Here is a 22,579-nt window from a genome sequence, read left to right as displayed (position 1 = left end):
GGTCAGATGAGGGCGGTGGGTTCGGCGATACAGGCGGTGCCGACGCGGCGGAAGCCGACCCGCAGATAGACCCGGGCGATCTCCTCACTACCTGCGGAGAGGAAGACCAGGTCGGTGCCGGCGGCGAGCAGTGCGCGGGCGAGGACGGCGGTGACCGCCGCGCCCAAACCCCGGCGGCGGGCGGCCGGCAGGGTGGCCACCCCGGCGATCTCGGCCACATCGCCGACCCGCATCGCCATCCCGCTGGCGAGGGCTCCCTGCTCGGGCGTCCAGGCCAGCGCCGACAGCCGTCGGCCGTCGGCGATCCGGTCCCGTTCCTCGTCGAGCGCGCTCACGTCGAGGCCGGGCGTGACCGCGTCCCGCGCGGCCGGCCCGGCCTCGTCCCGGGCGGTGCCGGCGGCGCTGAAACCGACCGTCGCCACCGCGCGCCGGGCAGCCACGTCGGCGGCGAAGCCGGGCGCGTCGGGGTCCAGCAGCCGCACCGGTACGTCGGTGAGCGTGCCCGGGTCGGGCAGGGCGGCCGGGTCGAGCACCATCAGCGGTGCCTCCAGGACCTTCAGCCCGGCCGCGCGGGCGACCGCGAGCAGGTCCGGGGTGTTTTCGTGCACCCATTCGAGGGCCTCGGGCAGGCCCAGCTCGCGCTGCCGTTCCCGGACGGTGGCCACGTCGGCCAGCGACGGCGGTGCGGCGGCGTCGAGGCGGGGCCGGGCATAGAACGGCCAGCCGGCGCCTTCGCGGACGAAGAGCACCAGACCGCCGTGTTCCTCGCCACGGGCGGCGTCTCTGGGCACCGCGTCGTAGAACCGTTCCAACCGGACGAACAGGTCGCGCTGGGTGGCATCCACCGCGCGAGACTACACGTCCCAGACTCTGGAAGGTGTGATCAATCCGCACTGGCCTTGCGAGGGCCGCCCTAACGTAGACTCAATAGACCGCTGAGGGCCGACGTCGTCCCGACCATGATCCAACCTGAGTGACGACAGGAGGCCCGGTGGCCTTTCCGTACCCTCACAGCCCGCAGTCGGCCCCGTCCCCGACCGGTCTCTACGACCCGGCGAACGAGCACGACGCGTGTGGCGTGGCCTTCGTCGCGGATCTGCACGGCCGGCGCTCCCACGCGGTGGTGGCAGGCGGCCTCGGTGCGCTCTGCCGCCTGGACCACCGGGGCGCGCGGGGCGCGGAGCACAACACGGGTGACGGCGCGGGGATCCTGATCCAGGTTCCGGACGCCTTCCTGCGCGCGGTGGTGGAGTTCCCGCTCCCGCCGGCCGGCCAGTACGCCACCGGGCTGGTCTTCCTGCCCGACGACGACGCCGTCGAGGCGCGCGCCCGGCAGGTGGTCGAGAAGTACGCCCTGGTCGAGGGGGCCGAGGTGCTCGGCTGGCGGGATGTGCCGACCGACCCCAGCGGCCTGGGCGAGACCGCCCTCGCGGCGATGCCCCGTATCCGGCAGCTCTTCCTCGCCGCACACCGGCTCACCGACACCCCGGCCGGTCCGGCCGGCACCCCGCTGACCGGTCTCGACCTGGACCGGGCGGCCTTCTGCGTTCGCAAGCAGGCCGAGCGGGAGACCGCCGAGCGGGGCGTGCCGGTGTACTTCCCCTCGCTGTCGTCGCGGACCATGACCTGGAAGGGCATGCTCACCCCCGACCAGTTGCCGGAGTACTTCCCGGAGCTGACCGACGAGCGGATGGACAGCGCCATCGCGCTGGTGCACTCCCGGTTCTCCACCAACACCTTCCCGTCCTGGCCGCTGGCCCACCCGTACCGGTACATCGCCCACAACGGTGAGATCAACACGATTCGCGGCAACCGGAACTGGATGCAGGCGCGAGAGTCGATGCTGCGCAGCCCGCACCTCCCCGGCAACATCCGGCGGATCTTCCCGGTCTGCACCCCGGGCGCCTCCGACTCGGCGAACTTCGACGAGGTCCTGGAGCTGCTGCACCTGGCCGGGCGGAGCCTGCCGCACGCGGTGTTGATGATGATCCCCGAGGCGTGGGAGAACGACCCGGGCATGCGCCCGGACAAGCGGGCCTTCTACCGCTTCCACGCCAGCCTGATGGAGCCGTGGGACGGCCCCGCCTCGGTCGCCTTCACCGACGGCGAGGTCGTCGGCGCGGTGCTGGACCGCAACGGGCTGCGCCCGGGCCGCTGGTGGCGCACCGCCGACGGCCTGGTCGTGCTGGGCAGCGAGGCGGGCGTACTGGACCTCGACCCGGCCACCGTGGTCGCCAAGGGCCGCCTCCAGCCGGGCAAGATGTTCCTGGTCGACACGGTCAACGGGCGGATCGTCTCCGACGACGAGATCAAGACGGAGCTCGCCGCCGCCGAGCCGTACGCCGAGTGGCTGCACGCCGGCCTGATCGAGCTGGGCGACCTGCCGCCGCGCGAGCATGTCGTCTACACCCACGACTCGGTACGCCGCCGCCAGCAGACCTTCGGCTACTCCGAGGAGGAGCTGAAGATCCTGCTCGCCCCGATGGCCCGCAGCGGCGCCGAGCCGATCGGCTCGATGGGCACCGACACCCCGATCTCGCCGTTGTCGACCAAGCCTCGGCTGCTCTACGACTACTTCCACCAGCTCTTCGCCCAGGTCACCAACCCGCCGCTGGACGCCATCCGGGAGGAGCTGGTGACCAGCCTGGCGTCCACCATCGGCCCCGAGGGCAACCTGCTCGATCCCGGCGCGGCGAGCTGCCGGCAGATCGTGCTGCCGTACCCGGTGATCGACAACGACGAGCTGGCCAAGATCCTCAACATCGACGAGGACGGCGACCTGCCCGGCTTCAAGGCGGTGCGGGTCTCCGGGCTGTACCGGATCCGGGACGGCGGCGCCGGCATCAAGGCCCGGCTGACCGAGATCTGCCGGCACGTCTCCGAGGCGATCGAGGACGGCGTGCGGATCCTGGTCCTGTCCGACCGGGACTCCAACGCCGACCTCGCGCCGATCCCGTCGCTGTTGCTCACCGCCGCCGTGCACCAGCACCTCGTGCGCGAGCAGACGCGCACCCAGGTGGCGCTGATCGTCGAGACCGGCGACTGCCGGGAGGTGCACCACGCGGCCGTGCTCATCGGGTACGGCGCCGCGGCGGTCAACCCGTACCTCGCCTTCGAGTCGGTGGAGGACATGATCTCCACCGGAGTATTGACCGGAGTGGCCCCGGCGAAGCCTGACGAGCCGCCATCGGAGATGGCGGCGAGAGCGATCCGCAACTACGTCAGGGCGCTCGGCAAGGGCGTACTGAAGATCATGTCCAAGATGGGCATCTCGACGGTGTCGTCGTACTGCGGCGCGCAGGTCTTCGAGGCGGTCGGCCTGGACACCCGCCTGGTCGACCGGTATTTCCGGGGCACCCCGAGCAGCATCGGCGGCATCGGGCTCAACGAGATCCACGCCGAGGTGGCCGCCCGGCACTCGCTGGCCTGGCCGGCGCCGGGCGTGCGGACGTCCGACCGGCTGGAGGTCGGCGGCGAGTACCAGTGGCGCCGCGAAGGCGAGCTGCACCTGTTCAACCCGGAGACGGTCTTCCTGCTCCAGCACGCCACCCGCAGCCGCCAGTACGACGTCTTCCGGCAGTACACCGCGAAGGTCGACGAGTTGGCCGCGCAGGCCGGCTCGCTGCGCGGCCTGTTCACCCTGCGCACCGGGGTCCGCCCGGCGGTGCCGATCGAGGAGGTCGAGCCGGCCAGCGAGATCGTCAAGCGGTTCGCCACCGGTGCCATGTCGTACGGCTCGATCTCCGCCGAGGCGCACGAGACCCTCGCCATCGCGATGAACCGCCTCGGCGGCAAGTCCAACACCGGCGAGGGCGGCGAGGACGTCGAGCGGCTGTACGACCCGACCCGCCGTTCCTCGGTCAAGCAGATCGCCAGCGGTCGGTTCGGCGTGACCAGCGAATACCTCGTCAACGCCGACGACCTCCAGATCAAGATGGCCCAGGGCGCCAAGCCCGGCGAGGGCGGCCAGCTGCCCGGCAACAAGGTCTGGCCGTGGATCGCCCGGACCCGGCACGCCACCCCGGGCGTCGGCCTGATCTCCCCGCCGCCGCACCACGACATCTACTCCATCGAGGACCTCGCCCAGCTGGTGCACGACCTCAAGTGCGTCAACCCGGCCGCCCGGGTGCACGTGAAGCTGGTCAGCGAGACCGGGGTGGGCACCGTCGCGGCGGGCGTGGCCAAGCTCAAGGCCGACGTCATCCTCATCTCGGGCCACGACGGCGGCACCGGCGCGTCCCCACTGAATTCACTCAAGCACGCCGGCACCCCCTGGGAGCTGGGCCTGGCCGAGGCGCAGCAGACGCTGCTGTTGAACAAGCTGCGCGACCGGGTCACCGTGCAGGTCGACGGCCAGCTCAAGACCGGCCGGGACGTGCTCGTCGCGGCGCTGCTCGGCGCCGAGGAGTTCGGCTTCGCCACCGCCCCGCTGATCGTCGAGGGGTGCGTGATGATGCGGGTCTGCCACCTGGACACCTGCCCGGTCGGCATCGCCACCCAGAACCCGGTGCTGCGCGAGCGCTTCACCGGCAAGCCGGAGTTCGTGGAGAACTTCTTCCTCTTCCTCGCCGAGGAGGTCCGTGGCTACCTGGCCGAGTTGGGCTTCCGCAGCATCGAGGCGGCGATCGGGCACACCGAGCTGCTCGACATCGCCCCGGCGGTCGACCACTGGAAGGCCCACGGGCTGGACCTGTCGCGCGTACTGCACCTGCCGGAGCTGCCGGCGGGCGCCGCGCGGCGTGGTGTACGCGCCCAGGACCACGGCCTGGAGCTGGCGCTGGACAACGAGCTGATCGCGTTGGCGCAGCCGGCGCTGCGCGACGGCACGCCGGTGCGGGTCGAGGTGGCGGTGCGCAACGAGCACCGCAGCGTCGGCGCGATGCTCGGTGGCGAGGTCACCCGCCGGTTCGGCGGCGCCGGCCTGGCCGACGGCACCATCGAGTTCGTGCTGCGCGGCACCGCCGGGCAGTCCTTCGGCGCGTTCCTGCCGCGCGGGGTGACCCTGCGGCTGCACGGCGACGCCAACGACTACGTCGGCAAGGGCCTCTCCGGCGGGCGGGTCGTCGTCCGGCCGGACGCCGCCGCGCCGTTCGCCGACTCCGACGCCCCGGCCGGGCAGCGGGCCGAGGACCAGATCGTCGCCGGCAACACCATCCTGTACGGGGCCACCGGCGGCGAGTTGTTCCTGCGCGGCCGGGTGGGGGAGCGGTTCGCCGTGCGCAACTCCGGCGCGGTGGCGGTCGTCGAGGGGGTCGGCGACCACGGCTGCGAGTACATGACCGGCGGCACCGTGGTGGTGCTCGGCGAGACCGGGCGCAACTTCGCCGCCGGCATGTCGGGCGGCACCGCGTACGTGTGGCGGTTGGACACCAGCCGGGTCAACGCCGAGTTGGTCGATCTGACGCCGCTGCGCGACGAGGAGCGCGAGCTGCTGCACGACCTGGTGCAGCGGCACGTGGCGGAGACCGACTCGGCCGTCGGCGCGGAGCTGCTCAAGCGCTGGCCGGAGGCGGCCGAGGAGTTCACGGCGGTCGTCCCCCGGGACTACCGCCGGGTGGTGGAGATCATGAAGGCCGCCGAAGCCGCCGGCCGTGACGTCGACGACGCGGTCATGTCTGCGCTGGCCGCGCCGGTGCCGCCCGCCGCGCGGGTGGCGGTCCAGGAGGTGGCTCGTGCCTGACCCGAACGGTTTCCTGCGCTACGACCGGCGGCTGCCGGCCCGACGCCCGGTGCCGGTGCGGATCACGGACTGGCGGGAGGTGTACCCGCCCGCCGGTGAGGAGCTGATCCGCGAGCAGGCCACCCGGTGCATGGACTGCGGCATCCCGTTCTGTCACGACGGCTGCCCGCTGGGCAACCGCATTCCGGACTGGAACGACCTGGTCCGCACCAGCAACTGGGACGCGGCGGTGGAGTCGCTGCACGCCACCAACAACTTCCCGGAGTTCACCGGCCGGCTCTGCCCAGCCCCGTGCGAGGCGGCGTGCGTGCTCGGCCTCGGCGGTCAGCAGCCGGTCACCATCAAGCAGGTCGAGGTGGAGATCGCCGACGCGGCGGCCGCCCGGGGCGGGCTGCTGCCCCAGCCGGTGGCGCCGCCGACCGGCCGGTCGGTCGCCGTGGTCGGCTCCGGCCCCGCCGGGCTCGCCGCCGCGCAGCAGCTCGCCCGCGCCGGCCACGCCGTCACCGTGTACGAGCGCGACGACGCGATCGGCGGCCTGCTCCGGTACGGCATTCCGGACTTCAAGCTGGAGAAGCGGCACATCGACGCCCGGCTGGCCCAGCTGGCCGCCGAGGGCGTGCGGTTCCGCACCGGAGTGAACGTCGGCGTCGACGTGACCGCCGAGCAGTTGCGCGCCGAGCACGACGCGGTGCTGCTGGCCTGCGGCGCGTTGCAGGGCCGGGACACTCCGGAGACGCCGGGGCGGGCGCTGCGTGGCGTGCACCAGGCGATGACGCACCTGGTGGCCGCGAACCGGGTGGTCGCCGCGGCGGGCGAGGGCAAGCCGGCCCTCGCGGTGCTACCCGACGGCACGCCGATCGACGCGGCCGGCAAACACGTGGTGATCATCGGCGGTGGTGACACCGCGGCGGACTGCCTGGGCGTGGCCCACCGGCAGGGCGCGGCCGGGGTGCACCAGCTCGACCTCTACCCCGAGCCGCCGCACAGCCGGGACGCCGCCCGTGACCCGTGGCCGACCTGGCCATGGGTGCTGCGCAGCTACCCGGCGCACGAGGAGGGCGGCGAGCGGGTCTTCGCCGTGGCGGTGCAGGAGTTCGTCGACGACGGCACCGGCCAGGTGAAGGGGGTGCGGATCGCCGAGGTCACCGTGGAGAAGCGGGACGGCCGGCGGATCGTCACCGCGCTGCCCGGCTCGGAGCGAGAGCTCCCCGCCGACCTGGTGTTGCTGGCGATCGGCTTCGAGGGCACCGAGAAGCAGCCGCTGCTGGCGCAGTTCGGGGTGGCCCGCAACGCGCGCGGCGCGGTGGACGCGCGGCCGGACTGGCAGACCGACGCCGACGGCGTCTTCGTCGCCGGCGACATGCACCGGGGCGCGTCGCTGATCGTCTGGGCGATCGCCGAGGGCCGGGCCGCCGCCGCGGCCATCCACACCTACCTGGGCGGGGTCGGCGAGTTGCCGGCTCCGGTGGATCCGGGCCGGCAGCCGCTCGCCGCACGCTGACGCGGTCGCCGACGGCCCGGTCGCAGGCGGAGCACCGCCTGCGACCGGGCCGTCGGTGTCTTCCGCGGCCGGCCGGGCTCCCGTCGGGCCGGGCCGCCCCGTGGGAACAGGTCGGCTGGGCGCTACAGAACCCGAACTCATATTCGGATCAGCCGCTGGTGGCCCGCCGGTCGTTCCGGCGGCCGGACGGTCCGCCCGACCACCCGTCACCGACGCGGACGCCGTCGTCGTTCCGGCATCCTCGCCGCGGGTGGCCCGGCGTCCCTTCCGAACCACACCTGCACTCAAGTACCTCAGCGTGGTGAGGGTGTCCGGCCCTGAGGCCTCGCCGCCCGGAGTTCGGGCGGACAGCCAACCGTCCGTGGGTCAGCGTTGCCGCACCTGGTGCGCCTCGCGGATCTTCGCCCACGACTTCGGCTGGTGCGGGGCGAGCGCCGCGCGAGCGGCGGCGGTCGGCAGAGCCGGGCGACCGGCGGTGAACAGCCAGGTGGTGAAGAGGTCGTCCAGGTCCAGGCCGGAGATCCGCTCGGCCGACGCGTGGAACTGCGCGACCGTGGCGTTGCCGTGCCGGTGGGCGGCGGTCCACGCGGGCAGCAGCGCGAAGAACGCCTCGTCGCCGACGGCGAGCCGCAGCTGGTGCACCGCCATCGCGCCCCGGTCGTAGACCGCGTCGTGGAAGATGCGGTCGGCGCCCGGATCACCCGGGAGCACCTGCCAGAAGCCGGAGTTCTCCGGGTATGCGGCGTAGGTGAAGTCGAACAGCTCCTGGGCGGTACCCTCGCCCTGCTCCTCGGACCACAGCCACTCGGCGTACGTGGCGAGGCCCTCGTTCAGCCAGATGTCGCGCCACTGCGCCACCGACACCGAGTTGCCGAACCACTGGTGCGCCTGCTCGTGCACCACCACGTACGGGTTGGATCCGCGTCGCCAGAAGCCCGGGCCGTACACCGGCCGGGTCTGTGTCTCCAGCGCGAAGCCGATGCCGTCGACCGGTCCGGCCAGCCCGCCCTGGGCCTCGAACGGGTACGGCCCGAAGACTCCGCTGGCCCAGTCGACGATCTCGGCGGTGCGCTCGATGCTGGCCCGGGCGGCCGGCGCGAGTTCGCCCAGCGTGGTGCTGTACGCGTTGACCACCGGTTGCCCGTTCGGCGCGGTGTCGGCGACCAGGTCGTACTGGCCGATGGCGAGGAACGCCAGGTAGGTGGCGGTCGGCGTGGTGGTGCGCCAGCTCCACCGGACCCGGTTGCCGGGTTCGGCGAGCGCGGGGCGCGGCTGCACCCCGTTGCTGACCACCTCGACACCGGCGGGCACCGACACCGAGATGTCGAAGGTGGCCTTGTCCAGCGGGTGGTCGTTGGCCGGGAACCACCACCAGGCCGACTCCGGCTCGTTGACGGCCAGCGCGCCGTCAGCGGTGCGGGTCCAGCCGGTGTAGCCGTCCAGCAGGGTTTCCGACGGCACGCCGGCGTACGTCACCACGATGGTGAGGGCCTGGCCCCGGGTGATTCCGCGTGGCGCGGTGACCGCCAACTCGTGACTGCCCTCCCGGGCGAACCGGGCCGCCCAGCCGTTCACCCGGACGGACTCCACGTCGAGCAGGAAGTCCAGGTTGAACCGGGACAGGTCCTGGGTGGCCCTCGCCAGGATGGTGGTGGTGCCGGTGAGCCGGTCACTGGCCGGGTCGTAGCGCAGGCGGACGTCGTAGTGGTCGACGTCGTACCCGCCGTTGCCGTAGGTCGGGAAGTAGCTGTCACCCAGGCCGGGGCTGCCGGGCGCGGGTGCGGCGACCGGGATCTGCCGGCTCCGACCGGGTCGGTCGGCTGCCTGGCCGGGGGTGCCGGTCACCACGGTGCCGGCGGTCGTGACGGTCAGGGCGGCGATGGCCGCCGTGAGAACGCGTCGCACGAAAGGGACTCCCTCCGTCGGGGATGTTCGCGCGATCAACGTAGTCGATGTTTGTGAACGCGGGGGCCTGGTCGGCCGGCGGGCGTGTCTCCCGAGAACCGACCGGGACGGCATCTGGGGGCCGAGGAGCCGGAACCGGCGGGCGGGGTGCCTGGTCGGGCGGCATCCCGGCCGACGGTTGGCTGGTGCGTCGCCGGGTCGGCTCCACTAGGGTTTCCGAGGACCGGACGGCACGTGGTGGGGGAGCAGAGGGTGGGCAGGCTCGCGTCGGCGTACGGGCAGGCGGTCGCGGCGCAGCGGCAGGCCCGGGAACGTTGGGCACAGGCCCGCGCCCTGCGCGACCGGCTGGCCGACCGACCCGTGCCGGAGCGAACCGTCGAGCTCGTCGCCCGGCTCGGCCGTCTCGCCGACGCCCTGACCGCTCCCGGGGTCCAGAACTCCCGGCTGGCCGACGCTCCCGCGCCGGTCCGCATCGGTGAGGCATCCACCGCCGACGGCCGTTTCCCGCTGCTGCTGCCGCTGGGCGCCGGCCGGCACCTCGCCGTCAACGCCGACGCCCGCGACCCGCGGGTGGCGGTGCTGCTGCGGGTGCTGGTGCTGCGCCTGCTCGCCACCACCATTCCCGGCACGGTCCGGGTGGTCGGCATCGACCCCGCCGCGCTGGGCGCCACCTTCCTACCGCTGCGTTCGCTGCGCGACGCCGGCGTCCTCGGCACGACCGCCACCACCGAGGTGGAGATCGGCGCGCTGCTCGACGCCGCCGAGTCGCACGCCCGCGCCGCCCAGCAGGCCGACCGTGCCGACCACGAGCTGCTGCTGGTGGTGGCTGCCTCCACCCCCGGCCCCCGGGAGTTGGCCCGGCTCGCCGCGCTCACCCACGCCGGCCCGGCCGCGGCGGTCTGCGTGCTGCTCGCCGGGTACCCGGCCACCGCGCCCGGGGCGACGCCGCCGCTGGGCGCCACCACCGTGCCCGGGCCGCCGCCGCTGGGCGCCACCACCGTGGTCCGGCTCGACGAACGGTACGCCTGGGTCGGCGACCCGCCCGGGAACCCGTACGGAGACGACGGCGCCGGGCTGGCCGTACCGGTGCTGCTCGACCCCGACCCGCCGGCGCAGGCCGTACGTGCGCTCGCCGGGCGACTGGACGTGGCCGTGCGGGCCGACGCGGCGCTGCACGTCGCGGACCTGCTGCCCGCGCAGCGGTGGACGGAGTCGGCGCGGGCCGGGCTGCGCACGGTCGTCGGGCGTGCCGGTCGGGAGCCCGTCACCCTCGCCTTCGACGACGCGACCCCGCACTGGCTGGTCGGCGGGCGCACCGGCGCCGGCAAGACGGTGTTCCTGGTCGACGTCCTCTACGGCCTCGCCGCCCGGTACGCCCCGGCCGAACTCCAGCTCTGGCTGCTCGACCTCAAGGAGGGCGTCAGCTTCACCGAGTTCGTGCCCACCGCACGCGACCCGTCCTTCCTGCCGCACGCCCGGGCCGTCGGCGTCGAGTCCGACCGCGGGTACGGCCTGGCCGTGCTCCGCGAACTCCGCCGTGACCTGGGCCGCCGCGCCGACCTGCTCAAACGCCACGGGGTCGGCAAGCTCGCCGACCTGCCCGCCGACGCGGCGACACCGCGCGTGGTGGCCGTCATCGACGAGTTCCACGTGCTGCTGGCCGGCAACGACCGGCTGGCCCGGGAGGCCGTCGACCTGCTGGAGGAACTGGCCCGCAAGGGCCGCTCGTACGGGGTGCACCTGGTGCTGGCCAGCCAGAGCACGGCCGGTGTCGAGGCGCTCTACGGCCGCGCCGACGCCCTGTTCGGGCAGTTCGCGCTCCGGGTGGCGCTGCCCGGCGGGGAGGCGGTGCTCGGGGTGCGACCGACGCCGCTCGCCGCGACCGGGGCCGGCACCGCCGTGGTGAACACCGCCGCCGGTGCGCCCGGCGCGGACCGGCTGGTCCGCTTCCCCGACGCGCACGCCGATGCCCGGCAGATCGCCCGGCTGCGCTACGAACTGTGGGACGCCGCGCCGGAGGGCTCCCGCCCACCGGCGGTCTTCCGGGGCGACGAGCCGGCGCACCTGGAGGACGACCCGTCCGCCGCCGCGCCGCGCCCCGGGGCGGGCCGGCCGTTCGTCCCGGTCGGCCGGACGGTCGACGTGGACGCAAGCCCCGCCCGGTTCGCCCTGGACGCCACCCCCGGCCGGCACCTCGCGGTGGTCGGCACCTCGGCCACCGGGGCTCACGTGTTGCGCGCCGCCGCGTTGGGCGTGGCCCGTCAGCACGCCCCCGGGGAGGCGGAGTTCGTTCTCGCTCCGCTGGTCGAGGCCGCCGACGCGCTGGCCGAGGAGACGATCGCCGGGATCAAGGCGGCCGGGCACCCGGTCACCGTGGTCGACGCCACGGAGCTGCGGCGGCGCGTCGGCGCGCTGGCCGCCGACCCCGGGCCGCGCGACCGCACGTACCTCGTGGTGTTCGGGATGGACGCGGCGGCCGGCGCCCTGGGCCGGACCGACCCGGGCACCTTCCGCTGTGGCCACGACGACCTGCGGACGCTGTTGCGCCAGGGCCCCGGCCAGGGCACGCACCTGCTCGGCTGGTGGCGCGGCCTGCGCCGGCTCGGTGACGACCTGGGCGGTTCGCAGAACCGCGACGACGTGGCCTGCCTCGTGGCGCTCAACGTGCCCGCCGCCGACCTCGGCCTGTTCCTCGGGGTCACCGACCTGGCGTACACCCCGCGACCCGACCGGGCGTTGTTGGTGGACCGGCACGCCCAGCGGACCGCGCTGATCGTGCCGTTCGTCCGTCCGGGGCACCGTCCCGACGCCGAGGAGCACTGAGTGCCCACCTTCGAGGAGTACGCCGCCGCCGTCCGCCAGCTCTCCGCCCAGGTACGCGCCGGGGAGCGTGGCGTCGCCGCCGAGATCGAACGGCGTCGCCGGCTGCACGCGGGCGTCGAGCAGCTCGCTCAGCGGCTCGCCGTGCAGGGGCAGCGCCTCGACCAGCTCGGCCAGGCGATCGCGACACCCCCCGGCGTGCCCGCCGGCGCCGCTCCCGTCGAGCCCGCCGACGCCGACCCGGCAGCCGTACTGGACGAGGCGCGTGCCCTGGCCGACGAGGTCGACCGGCGGACCGGGTACGTGGAGGCGCTCGCCCAGCGGCCGGGACTGCTGCCCACCTGGTCACCGGCGGCCCGGGCGGTCGCCGTCTACGTCGCCTGCGCCGCCGCCGGGGTGCTGCTGATGCTGGTGCTGGTGGTCGCCTCCGGGGTGGGGCTGGTCAGCGGCTTCACCCTCGGCGCGTGGATCTGCGCCGGCCTGCCGGTGCTCTCCTTCGTCGCCGGCTGGTTCATCCTCGGCCGGTGGGGCCGTCCCGCCCTGGCCACCGTCGAACCGCCGCGTTTCGTCCCGCTCGGCTTCGTCATCTGCGTCGCCCTTGTCCCCATCGCCTACTGCGCCAGCCTCCTGCTGGTCCGCGCCCTGCGCTGAGCCCAGGCGCGCCTCGGCCGCGAGTGCTGGCAGCGGATAGAGCGCGAGCAGAACGCCGCCGAGCAGGAACGCCGACCAGGTCTCGTCGCTGACGGCCAACTCCGGCCAACCGAGCGAACGGTAGAACGAGCGCACTATGCCCATGTCACGCACGCCCAGGGTTACGACCGACAGTCGGGACGGCATGGCTTCCATCCGGCGGTCATTCCTCAGCGTGCGACCACCGGTCACCCGGTGCGGCTGGCCATGATCTCTTCCGCGTACGTGAGGACGCCGACCGGGGCCGGGAATCGTGCGTCACGTCCGATAGAGCGCTTTGTGCTCCTGGGGCGACTTCACGTTACCGGCCCGTAACTTTTCATTGACGGTTACGGATCAATGCGGCCATCATCGATCCCACGATCGATCGGACCTCATCCACCCGTCCCCGGCTCCCGGGGTACCTCCACCGGAGGTGTGGCCATGCTGCCCCGAACGATCCTCGCGGCCACCGTCGTCGTCGCCGCGCTTCTCGTCCCCGCCACCGCCGTGCATGCCGTCCCCGGCCGCTCCTCCGCCGCTCCGGCCGCCGCCTCCGACGAGTTGTTCACCGCCGCCGCCAATCCCGTCATCGTCGTCGGTGGCCTGATGGGCGTCGGCATCGCGTACGGGCCGATCGCCGCGCGGCTGCGCGCCGACGGCTTCCGCGTCTCGATCTACCAGCTTCCCGGCCTTGGTTTCGGTGACATCCGGGAGTCCGCCCGGGCGTTGCGGGGGTTCGTCGACCAGGTGCGGGCCCGTACCGGAGCCGCCCGGGTCGACATCGTCGCCCACTCCGAGGGCGGTTTGGTCTCCCGCTGGTACGTGAAGTTCCTCGGCGGCGTCGACGCCGTCGGCCGATACGTCAGTCTGGGCAGCCCGCAGCAGGGCACGTACGTCGCGAACATCCTGAACGTGGTCGGGCTGGGCAACTGCGCCGGCGTGCTGGCCTGTCAGCAGATGGCGATCGGCTCGGACTTCCTCGCCAGCCTGAACGGCGGCGACGACACCCCGGGCGCGGTCCGCTGGCACACGATCCGCACCCGGCAGGACGAGCTGGTGCGTCCGGTCGACAACGCGGAACTGGCCGACGGCGCCGCCAACGTGCTGATCCAGGGCTTCTGCCCGCTGCGGGTCGTCGGCCACCTGGGCCTGGTCCTCGACGGCACCACCTACACGGTGGTCCGCCAGGTCCTCACCGACCGCCCCGTCAACCCCCACTGCCACGCCCTCTGACTTGCGGGCTTCCGGCAGCAGTGGGGCGACGTGGACGAGTGCGTCGGCCCCACTCCTGCCGCTGATCAGGCGACTCCGCTGTTGGTGATCTCCAGGTTGTAGGCCTTCGTCCCCTTGTAGTTGAAGACCCAGATGTTGAGCGGGGTCTCCTCGGGCCACATGTCCCACTGGAACGACTCGCAGCGGCCGTTGTTCGACGGGTCCGAGATCAGGACCTCGTCGTCGAGGTTGTTCTGGTTGCGGATGACTGCCCGGGTCCCCATGCCGTCGGTGGTGTTGTCACAGACGGTGATCTTCTCGTAGCCCGGATGTCCGGCGAGGTCGGCGTCGAAGAACACCGCGTCCCGGCCGTTGCTGGTGTAGAACCAGCCGACGTTGCGTGATGCGAAAGCCTGCGTGCCGGTGCCGACCACGGCGACTGCGGTCATCGCCACTATCGTGGCGCTTCTGCGTACCCAGTTCATGCGATAGATCATTACCGTTGTGTGCCGGTGGGTGGAGCCCCGGTGCGCATCAGCGACGCAAGGCGCATAAACCGTATGGGAAGGGTCTGAGAGCTGCGCGGTCGACATTGCCGCCAACCCCACGGTCAACGGTCAGGGGTGGGGGGCGCGGATCGGGCCATTGTGGTGAGGCGATGGGCGAGCTCGGCGGCGGCCTCCCGTAGCTCCGGAGGCTCCAGCACCTCCGCCTCGAAACCCAACCGGGCCACGTGCAGGGCGAGCCAGCCCAGGTCGTCTCCGCCGACCCCGAGCACGCACCAGCCGTCCCGGTCGTCCTCGACGCGCCCCACCTGGGGCGGTACCAGCTCCCGCACCCGTTCCGGCCGGGCGTGCAACCGCACCCGTGCCAGGTACCGGTACGGCGCCTCGGTCACGGACCGCTGCACGTACGCGACCGGGTCCGGATGGTCCCTCGCCCGGAAACGCCAGCTTGTCGCCACCACCTCGCGCATCCGGTCCAGCCGGAACGTGCGCCAGTCGTCGCGCTCCAGGTCCCAGGCCATCAGGTACCAGCGGCGGCCGGTGGTGACCATCCGCACCGGCTCGACCGTCCGCTCGCGCTCCCCGCCGTCGTGGCCGGCGTACCGGAACCGCACCCGCACGGCGTCGCGGCAGGCCCGCGCCAGCGTCACCAGCAGCTCCGCGTCGATCTCGTCCCTCGGGCCGACCAGGGTCTCGGTGGCACCGTGCACCGCCCGCACCTCGGCGCGCAGCCGGGGCGGCATCACCTGGTCGAGCTTCGCCAGCGCCCGCAGCGCCGCCTCGCTCGCCCCGGCGACCGTGCCTCCCGACGCCATCCGCAGGGACACCGCCGCCGCGATCGCCTCCTCGTTGTCGAGGAGCAGCGGCGGCAGCCGGGTGCCCGCGCCGAGCTGGTAGCCGCCGCCGACGCCCGAGGTGGCCTGCACAGGGTAGCCGAGCGCCCGCAGCCGTTCCACGTCGCGGCGCACCGAGCGGTCGGTGACCCCCAGCTCGGCGGCGAGTTCGACGGCCGTCCAGGAGGGCCGGCGTTGCAGCAATCCCAGCAACCGCAGCACCCGCTCGGTCGTCCCCTCGACGGTCACGCGCTCATCGTTCCACGGATCACGGAACGATCCTGTCCGCTATCCGGGGAAGGCTGGCGCCATGACCGACCAGAACTGGAACCCAACACCGCGCGAGCAACTCGGCTGGCGCGACCTGTACCGGCCCAATCACCAGCAGGCCCGACGGGAGGAGAGCTGAGATGGCCCGCGACGTACAGATCACTTTCGACTGCGCCGACCCGGCCGGGTTGGCGGCATTCTGGGCCGAGGCCCTCGGTTACCGGTTTCCGGACCCGCCCGGGGGCTTCGCGTCGTGGGAGCAGGCTCTGGAGGCGATGGGCGTGCCGCCCGAGAGTCGCAACGACGCCTCGGCGGTGGTCGACCCCGACGGCACCGGGCCACGGCTGTTCTTCCAGCGGGTGCCGGAAGGCAAGCAGGCCAAGAACCGTGTGCACCTCGATGTGCGGGCCGCCCCCGGGCTGGAGGGTGAGGCGCGGATGGCGGCCCTGGAGGCGGAGGCAGAGCGGCTCGTCTCCCACGGCGCCACTCGGCTCAGGCGCCACGAGCCGGCACCCCCGCTCGGCGCCGGTCACGTCGTGATGGCCGACCCCGAGGGCAACGAGTTCTGCCTCGACTGATCAGCCGCGCGGGGCCGGCGACATCGACCCGTCGGAGCACCCGGGGCGAGCGCCTCACGACCGTCTACCGTGTCCCCGACGCCGGCCCGCGTGCCGTCAGACGGCCTGTGACAGGGACTCGTACTCCGCGTCGGTGAGCCGCACCTCGGCCGCGGCGACGTTCTCCTCCAGGTGGGCCACGCTGGACGTACCCGGAATCGGCAGCATGACCGGCGATCGGCGCAACAGCCACGCCAGCGCGAGCTGCGCGGGCGTCGTGCCGTGCGCGGCGGACAGGGCGTCCAGCGGGCCGCCCGGCCTGGCCAGGTTGCCGGTGGCGATCGGGAACCAGGGAATGAACGCCAGGTCGTTGCGCTCGCAGTACGCCAGGACGTCCTCGGCGCTACGGTCCGCCAGGTTGTACAGGTTCTGCACCGAGACGATCGGGGCGATCTTCCGGGCCGCCTCGATCTGGGCGACGGTCACCTCGGACAACCCGATGTGCCGGATCTTGCCCTCCTGCCTGAGCAGCGCCAGCTCGCCGAGCTGGTCGGCCAGCGGCACCTGCTCGTCGACGCGGTGCAGCTGGTACAGCGGGATCGTCTCCAACCCCAGGTGACGCAGGCTCAGCTCGCACTGCTGGCGCAGGTACTCCGGGCGGCCGACCGGCCGCCAGTCGCCCGGGCCGGAGCGGGTCAGGCCGGCCTTGGTCGCGATGACCAGGTCGTCGGCGTACGGGTGCAGCGCCTGCCTGATCAGCATCTCGGAGACGAACGGGCCGTACGAGTCGGCGGTGTCGATGAACGTGACGCCCAGCTCGTACGCCCGGCGCAGCACCCGTACCGCCTCGGCCGGGTCCTTCGGCTCACCCCAGACGCCCGGCCCGGTGAGCTGCATGGCCCCGTACCCGAGGCGGTCGACCCGCAGGTCCCCGCCGATCCGGTAGGTCCCCGAGGCCTTCGCGGGCGGGGTGCTTGCGCTGGTCGCCATGGACCGTCCTCCTGATGTTCGCCGTCAGCGGCCAATCTGGCCACCGGTTGGTCAGTTTCCCTGCGGTCGCCGCCCGCAACGCCCTCAGGGCCGACTGTGTGCGGGGACACCGCCGACGCCGCCGTCCCGGACCGTCCGGTATCCGACGGCGCCGTCACGGCGGCGGGACCGCCCAAGGGCCAAGCCGGTCGGCGACCGGGCGCGGCCGGGGTCAAGTGCCGCAACCACCCGCTGCGGCCGGCCCGGTCGTGGGACGCTGGGCCGAGTCGGGGGCCGGCGGGTGCGCCACGCCGGCAGCGCGGGAGGGAGCGCCATGACGGGTACGCCGCAGCTGGACTTCGCGCTGGACACGTACGAGTGCATCGTGCTCTATCCGGGTCCGGCCGGGCCGGCCCTGCCCCGGGAGACCGTGCAGCGGCTACAGGCCGAGCACTTCGCGCACATGCAGGCGTTGCAGCGGCGGGGGCTGGTCCTGGTCGCCGGGTCGATCGACGGGCCGGCCCGGGAGCCGGCGCCGCCCATCGGCATCGGCCTGGCCCGCACCGGCTCGGTGGACGACGTACGCAGTGTGATGGAGGCCGACCCGGCCGTGCAGGCCGGGCTCTACCAGGTGGACGTGCTGACCTTCCTCTGCCCGGCCGGCTCGATGCAGTTCCCGCTGGCCAAGACGGAGAACTGAGCCGGAGCGGGACCGGGCGACGCCCGGCGCCGCCGGGGTTTCCCCGGGTAAGCCGCCGGTTCCCGGCGGGCGGTACGATTCCCGGCGCGCGGTCGCCGACGCCCGCCGCTCACGACGTCCTCCGGTGCGGCCCGCGTCCCGCCGGCCCACCCACCCGGTCGCGCGTCGTTCGACAACCGTTCCACAGTCCGCAAGGGGTCGGCCCGCAGGTCGATCCGGAGGAGAGACTAGCCTGATGGGCGTGACACGCCGCGCGAAGATCGTCTGCACTCTTGGCCCCGCCACCTCGTCTCCGGAGCGGATCCGGGGGCTCGTCGAGGCGGGCATGAACGTGGCCCGGCTCAACTTCAGCCACGGCAGCCACGAGGACCACGAGGCGGTGTACCGCCTGGTGCGCGAGGCGGCCGACGCGGCCGGCCGTCCCGTCGCCGTCCTGGCCGACCTGCAGGGCCCGAAGATCCGCCTCGGTCGGTTCGCCGACGGCCCGCACGAGTGGCGCACCGGCGACTCGGTGGTGATCACCGGCGACGACATCCTCGGCACCCGGGACCGGGTCTCCTGCACCTACCGCAAGCTGCCGCAGGAGGTGAGGCCGGGCGACCGGCTGCTGATCGACGACGGTCGGGTGGCCGTCGAGGTCAGCGACGTCACCGGGAACGACATCCGCTGCCTGGTCACCGAGGGCGGGCCGGTCTCCAACAACAAGGGCGTCTCGCTGCCCAACGTCGCGGTCAGCGTGCCGGCCCTGTCCGAGAAGGACGCCGCGGACCTGTGCTTCGCGCTCGGCCTCGGGGTCGACATGATCGCGCTCTCCTTCGTCCGCTCGGCGGAGGACATCAAGCTCGTCCACGCGATCATGGCGGAGGAGGGCGTCTACCGCCCGGTGCTGGCCAAGGTGGAGAAGCCCGAGGCGGTGGACCAGCTGGAGGCGATCGTGCTCGCCTTCGACGGCGTCATGGTCGCCCGCGGCGATCTGGGCGTGGAGCTCCCGCTGGACCAGGTGCCGCTGGTGCAGAAGCGTGCCGTGCAGCTGTGCCGGGAGAACGCCAAGCCGGTCATCGTCGCCACCCAGATGCTCGACTCCATGATCGAGAATTCCCGTCCGACCCGGGCGGAGGCCTCCGACGTGGCCAACGCGGTGCTCGACGGCGCGGACGCGGTGATGCTCTCCGGCGAGACCAGCGTCGGCAAGTATCCGGTGTTGACCGTCAGCACCATGGCGAAGATCGTCGCCACCACCGAGGCCGGCTCCATCGGGGTGCCCCGGCTTCAGCACGACCCGCGTACGCACGGCGGCGCGCTCACTGTCGCGGCCTCCTCGATCGCCCGGGCCATCGGCGCCAAGGCGCTGGTCGCGTTCTCGCAGACCGGCGACACCGTCAAGCGGCTCTCCCGGCTGCACTGCGACCTGCCGCTGCTGGCCTTCACACCGGTTCCCGAGGTGCGCAACCAGCTCGCCCTCTGCTGGGGCGTGGAGACCTTCCTGATGCCGTTCGTCGAGCACACCGACGACATGTTCCGCCAGGTCGACCAGGCCCTGCTCGGCCTCAACCGGGCCAACCCGGGCGAGTACGTGGTGATCGTGGCGGGTAGCCCGCCCGGCACCCCGGGCTCCACCAACACCCTGCGGGTGCACCAGCTCGGTTCGCTGGTCGACGCCGCCTCCGCCCGGGCGCTTCAGTGAGCGTGGCACAGTGACCGAAGGTTCGGCGGTGACCGGACAGGCCGCGGTCGACCAGCTCCTGGAGGTTCTCGACCTCGACCACACCGGCGAGATGACCTTCCGGGGGATGAGTCCGCCGGAAGGTCCGCAGCGGGTGTACGGCGGCCAGGTCGCCGGTCAGGCTCTGGTCGCCGCCGGGCGTACCGTCGATTCGGAACGCGTCGTGCACTCGCTGCACGGCTACTTCGTCCGCCCCGGCGACCCCGCCGAGCCGATCGAGTACCAGGTGGAGAACGTCCGCGACGGGCGGTCGTTCTCGGTGCGCCGGTCGGTGGCGCTGCAGCACGACAAGCCGATCTTCTTCATGTCGGCGTCGTTCCAGCGGCAGGAGGAGGGGCTGGACCACTACGCGCCCGTCCCGGCCGACGTGCCGGGCCCGGATCAGGTACCCACCATGTCCGACCGGCTCTACCGTTACCCGGAGCGGCTCGGCATCTGGGCGCGGATCCCCCGTCCGATCGACGTCCGGTACGTGGGGGAGCCCGGTTGGGTACGCCCCGGCGACCGGCCCGCCGAACCGCACCAGCGGGTCTGGATGCGCATCGACGGCAAGCTGCCCGACGATCCGCTGCTGCACGCGTGCGCCCTGACGTACGCCTCCGACCTGACCCTGCTGGATTCGGTGCTCTCAGTACACGGCGAGGTGTGGGGGCCCGGGGGAGTGGTCGGCGCGAGCCTGGACCACGCGCTGTGGTTCCATCGGCCGTTCCGGGCCGACGAGTGGTTCCTCTACGACTGCTGGAGCCCGTCAGCTTCGGGAGCCCGTGGGCTGGCCACCGGCCGGATGTTCACGATCGACGGCCGGCACATCGCCAGCGCCGTGCAGGAGGGTCTGCTGCGCCGCGTCGGCCGGTGATCGCGCGGGCGAGGGCCGACCGGCTGCCCTGCCGGGTCGCCGACTAACCTTGCCGTCATGCGCCTCTCCGCCCGGGTCGACTACGCTCTCCGCGCGTCCGCCGAGCTCGCGGCGGTCGCCGACGGCGCGAACGCCGGGCGGGCCCGGCCGGTTACCGCCGAGCAGATCGCCCGCGCCCAGGAGATCCCGCCGAAGTTCCTTGAGAGCATCCTGCTCCAGTTGCGTCGCGGCGGCATCGTGCATGCCCAGCGTGGCCCGGAGGGCGGCTACTGGCTTGCCCGGCCGGCGGCGGAGATCTCCCTGGCCGAGGTCATCCGGGTGATCGACGGGCCCCTCGCCCACGTACGCGGGCAGCGCCCGGAGGAGTTGGGCTACCACGGCGCGGCCCAGGCGTTGCAGGATGTCTGGATCGCCCTGCGGGCCAGCGAGCGGGAGATCCTGGAGCAGGTGAGCCTCGCCGACGTGGCCGCCGGGAAGCTGCCGGGGCGGATCAACGAGCTGGCAGCCGACCCGCGCGCCTGGAGCTGACCCCCCCTTTCCTCCGTGAGCCGCCCGTTCTGTCGGGCCGTGCCTGGCTGGACGCCGTGTTCCTGTGGGTCGCGTCGCGTCCCACGCAGCGACACGGGGGTTGACCGCTGGACCTCCGGTACCGCATTGTCGACCAAGTTGATAGGAGATGCCGAAAAGCCTGGAGGGGCTCGTGCGCAAGCTTCTGGTCCTCGCACTCGTCGGGCTGGCCGCCCAGCTCGTCGACGGCGCGCTCGGTATGGCGTACGGGCTGACCTCGTCGACCCTGCTGCTCTTCGTCGGGGTCGCGCCGGCCGCCGCCTCCGCCTCCGTGCACCTGGCCGAGGTCGGCACCACCCTCGCGGCGGGCGTCGCCCACTGGCGCTTCGGCAACGTCGACTGGCGGGTGGTGACCCGCATCGCCGTCCCCGGCGCGCTCGGCGCCTTCGCCGGGGCGACCTTCCTCAGCGCCATCTCCACCGAGTCCGCCGCCCCGTGGATGGCCGGCATTCTCTTCGCCCTCGGCGCGTACCTGTTGGTCCGCTTCGCCCGGCCGCTGCGACCCCGCGCCGGAGCCGGCGGGCTGCGCGGCCGGTTCCTCGCCCCGCTCGGCCTGGTCGCCGGCTTCGTCGACGCCACCGGCGGCGGCGGATGGGGGCCGGTGGCCACCCCCGCGCTGCTGGTCTCCGGCCGCCTCGCCCCGCGCAAGGTGATCGGCTCCGTCGACACCGCCGAGTTCGTCGTCGCCGCCGCCGCCAGCATCGGCTTCCTGATCGGCCTGGGCAGTCAGGGGTTCCTGCTACCCACCGTCGCCGCGCTGCTGGTCGGCGGCCTGATCGCCGCTCCGATCGCCGCCTGGCTGGTCCGCATCGTCCCGGCGCAGCTGCTCGGCGCCGCCATCGGCGGCGTGATCGTGCTGACCAACGCCCGTACCCTGCTGCGCGCAGGCGACGTCGATCCGGCGCTCACCCCGGCGGTCTACGCCCTACTCGCCGCCGGTTGGGTGGTCGCCCTGGTCTTCGCGGTGCGGGCGCTGCGCCGGACCCGCCAGGCCCGCGCCACCGCCGACGCCACCCCGGCCGAGGCCGGGAGTGAGACCGAGGCACGGCTGGCCGCCGCCGACCACTGACCCGCTCGCCGGCGCGGTGCTGCAGGCCCCTGGTGGCAGATCCGTGAGCGCTGCACAAGGCTCACGGTGCTTCCCTGGTCCGATGGACCCGGGCGGGCTTCAGGCGATTGCGGGTGGGTGGTTGTGCAGCGGGAAAGCGGTGTCCTAGCATCGGCGGTGCGCGGAGCCATAGTTATATGTATCAATACGATACGTGCCACTGCCATCACCGTCAGTGCGGCGTACCGCCTTTCCGCCGGTCCCGGGCAGGCCGGTGGGGTCGACGACGCCGCGCGCCCCCTCCATCGGAGGCACGCCGTGCATCCCATCCCCTCCCGCCGGGCCGCGCTGTTCGCCGCGGTCACGGCCACCACCCTCGTCACCGGCGTCCTGACCGCCGTGACCGCCTCGGCCGCCGCCACCGGCTGCCGAGTCGACTACCGCATCACCAACCAGTGGGGCGGCGGCTTCGGCGCCGACGTCACCATCACCAACCTCGGCGACCCGGTGAACGGCTGGGCGCTGACCTGGTCGTACACCGCCGGGCAGCGGGTCAGCCAGGCGTGGAACGCCACCGTCACCCAGTCCGGCGCCGAGGTCACCGCCCGCGACGCCGGCTACAACGCCAGGATCGATACGAACGGCGCCGCCAACTTCGGCTTCAACGGCTCGTGGAACAACAGCAGCAACCCCGTTCCGGACAGTTTCGCGCTGAACGGCACGACCTGCACCGGGACGGCCGACCCGACCACCCCGCCGC

The 22,579-nt window shown here is 73.2% G+C and carries 17 protein-coding genes; 12 read left to right on the top strand and 5 right to left on the bottom strand.

Annotated elements, in window-relative coordinates; genetic code table 11:
* Positions 1–2: 2 nt before the first annotated feature.
* Positions 3–845, bottom strand: a complete 843-nt coding sequence (locus E1193_RS17805; RefSeq protein WP_132184321.1) for a GNAT family N-acetyltransferase — start codon at positions 843–845, stop codon at positions 3–5.
* 146 nt (positions 846–991) lie between these two features.
* On the opposite strand from E1193_RS17805, the gene gltB reads away from it, so the two are divergent.
* On the top strand, positions 992–5,680 hold the full coding sequence (gltB, locus tag E1193_RS17800) for a glutamate synthase large subunit (RefSeq protein WP_132184320.1): 4,689 nt from the start codon (positions 992–994) through the stop codon (positions 5,678–5,680).
* Positions 5,673–7,181 carry a glutamate synthase subunit beta gene (locus E1193_RS17795; protein ID WP_132184319.1) on the top strand — a complete coding sequence of 503 codons (1,509 nt, stop codon included), beginning with the start codon at positions 5,673–5,675 and terminating at the stop codon, positions 7,179–7,181. The genes gltB and E1193_RS17795 overlap by 8 nt, the downstream gene beginning before the upstream one ends.
* Positions 7,182–7,547: 366 nt before the next feature.
* Here the strand turns inward: E1193_RS17795 and E1193_RS17790 are convergent, their stop codons facing one another.
* Positions 7,548–9,086, bottom strand: coding sequence for a M1 family metallopeptidase (locus E1193_RS17790; RefSeq protein WP_132184318.1), 1,539 nt, complete (start codon positions 9,084–9,086; stop codon positions 7,548–7,550).
* Positions 9,087–9,338: 252 nt separating this feature from the next.
* Between E1193_RS17790 and E1193_RS17785 the strand changes: the two genes are divergently transcribed.
* The 3 genes from E1193_RS17785 to E1193_RS17775 all read left to right on the top strand — a co-directional run bounded on the left by E1193_RS17785 (position 9,339) and on the right by E1193_RS17775 (position 13,811).
* Positions 9,339–11,909 carry an FtsK/SpoIIIE domain-containing protein gene (locus E1193_RS17785; RefSeq protein WP_132184317.1) on the top strand — a complete coding sequence of 857 codons (2,571 nt, stop codon included), beginning with the start codon at positions 9,339–9,341 and terminating at the stop codon, positions 11,907–11,909.
* Complete coding sequence (locus E1193_RS17780) at positions 11,910–12,557, top strand: hypothetical protein (RefSeq protein WP_132184316.1); 648 nt, start codon at positions 11,910–11,912, stop codon at positions 12,555–12,557.
* Positions 12,558–13,019: 462 nt separating this feature from the next.
* A complete protein-coding gene (locus E1193_RS17775) occupies positions 13,020–13,811 on the top strand; it encodes an alpha/beta fold hydrolase (RefSeq protein WP_132184315.1) in 792 nt (263 codons plus the stop codon).
* A 65-nt stretch (positions 13,812–13,876) separates the two neighbouring features.
* On the opposite strand, the gene E1193_RS17770 is transcribed toward E1193_RS17775, so the two are convergent.
* Both E1193_RS17770 and E1193_RS17765 read right to left on the bottom strand, forming a co-directional pair.
* Positions 13,877–14,239, bottom strand: a complete 363-nt coding sequence (locus E1193_RS17770; protein WP_132184314.1) for a hypothetical protein — start codon at positions 14,237–14,239, stop codon at positions 13,877–13,879.
* A 161-nt stretch (positions 14,240–14,400) separates the two neighbouring features.
* Entirely contained in the window at positions 14,401–15,378 is a 978-nt protein-coding gene (locus E1193_RS17765; protein ID WP_132184313.1) for a YafY family protein, read from the bottom strand.
* 161 nt (positions 15,379–15,539) lie between these two features.
* Between E1193_RS17765 and E1193_RS17760 the strand changes: the two genes are divergently transcribed.
* Positions 15,540–15,977, top strand: coding sequence for a VOC family protein (locus E1193_RS17760; RefSeq protein WP_132184312.1), 438 nt, complete (start codon positions 15,540–15,542; stop codon positions 15,975–15,977).
* Between the two features lie 96 nt (positions 15,978–16,073).
* Here the strand turns inward: E1193_RS17760 and E1193_RS17755 are convergent, their stop codons facing one another.
* Positions 16,074–16,946: an aldo/keto reductase gene (locus E1193_RS17755; protein ID WP_132184311.1), complete on the bottom strand. Its 873-nt coding sequence runs from the start codon at positions 16,944–16,946 to the stop codon at positions 16,074–16,076.
* 313 nt (positions 16,947–17,259) lie between these two features.
* On the opposite strand from E1193_RS17755, the gene E1193_RS33815 reads away from it, so the two are divergent.
* The 6 genes from E1193_RS33815 to E1193_RS17725 all read left to right on the top strand — a co-directional run.
* Complete coding sequence (locus E1193_RS33815; RefSeq protein WP_132184310.1) at positions 17,260–17,625, top strand: YciI family protein; 366 nt, start codon at positions 17,260–17,262, stop codon at positions 17,623–17,625.
* 235 nt (positions 17,626–17,860) lie between these two features.
* A complete protein-coding gene (gene pyk, locus E1193_RS17745; protein ID WP_132184309.1) occupies positions 17,861–19,309 on the top strand; it encodes a pyruvate kinase in 1,449 nt (482 codons plus the stop codon).
* A gap of 10 nt (positions 19,310–19,319) precedes the next feature.
* Positions 19,320–20,204, top strand: a complete 885-nt coding sequence (locus E1193_RS17740; RefSeq protein ID WP_132184308.1) for an acyl-CoA thioesterase II — start codon at positions 19,320–19,322, stop codon at positions 20,202–20,204.
* 57 nt (positions 20,205–20,261) lie between these two features.
* Positions 20,262–20,732, top strand: coding sequence for an Rrf2 family transcriptional regulator (locus tag E1193_RS17735; protein WP_132184307.1), 471 nt, complete (start codon positions 20,262–20,264; stop codon positions 20,730–20,732).
* Between the two features lie 172 nt (positions 20,733–20,904).
* The gene (locus tag E1193_RS17730; protein WP_132184322.1) at positions 20,905–21,840 is read left to right on the top strand and encodes a sulfite exporter TauE/SafE family protein; all 936 of its coding nucleotides are present in this window, start codon (positions 20,905–20,907) and stop codon (positions 21,838–21,840) included.
* Positions 21,841–22,137: 297 nt separating this feature from the next.
* On the top strand, positions 22,138–22,579 hold a 442-nt coding region (locus tag E1193_RS17725), incomplete at its 3' end, for a cellulose-binding domain-containing protein (protein ID WP_207922749.1).

It is taken from the genome of Micromonospora sp. KC606, from assembly GCF_004348675.1.
Taxonomy (GTDB): domain Bacteria; phylum Actinomycetota; class Actinomycetes; order Mycobacteriales; family Micromonosporaceae; genus Micromonospora.
This window is presented reverse-complemented; position numbering and strand designations above follow the sequence as displayed.

Excerpts from the sequence above, each read along its gene's own strand:
- E1193_RS33815 (WP_132184310.1), top strand. The coding sequence starts at position 17,260 with ATGACGGGTACGCCGCAGCTGGACTTCGCGCTGGACACGTACGAGTGC.
- E1193_RS17775 (WP_132184315.1), top strand. The coding sequence starts at position 13,020 with ATGCTGCCCCGAACGATCCTCGCGGCCACCGTCGTCGTCGCCGCGCTT.
- E1193_RS17770 (WP_132184314.1), bottom strand. The coding sequence starts at position 14,239 with ATGACCGCAGTCGCCGTGGTCGGCACCGGCACGCAGGCTTTCGCATCA.
- E1193_RS17760 (WP_132184312.1), top strand. The coding sequence starts at position 15,540 with ATGGCCCGCGACGTACAGATCACTTTCGACTGCGCCGACCCGGCCGGG.
- E1193_RS17755 (WP_132184311.1), bottom strand. The coding sequence starts at position 16,946 with ATGGCGACCAGCGCAAGCACCCCGCCCGCGAAGGCCTCGGGGACCTAC.
- E1193_RS17735 (WP_132184307.1), top strand. The coding sequence starts at position 20,262 with ATGCGCCTCTCCGCCCGGGTCGACTACGCTCTCCGCGCGTCCGCCGAG.
- pyk (WP_132184309.1), top strand. The coding sequence starts at position 17,861 with ATGGGCGTGACACGCCGCGCGAAGATCGTCTGCACTCTTGGCCCCGCC.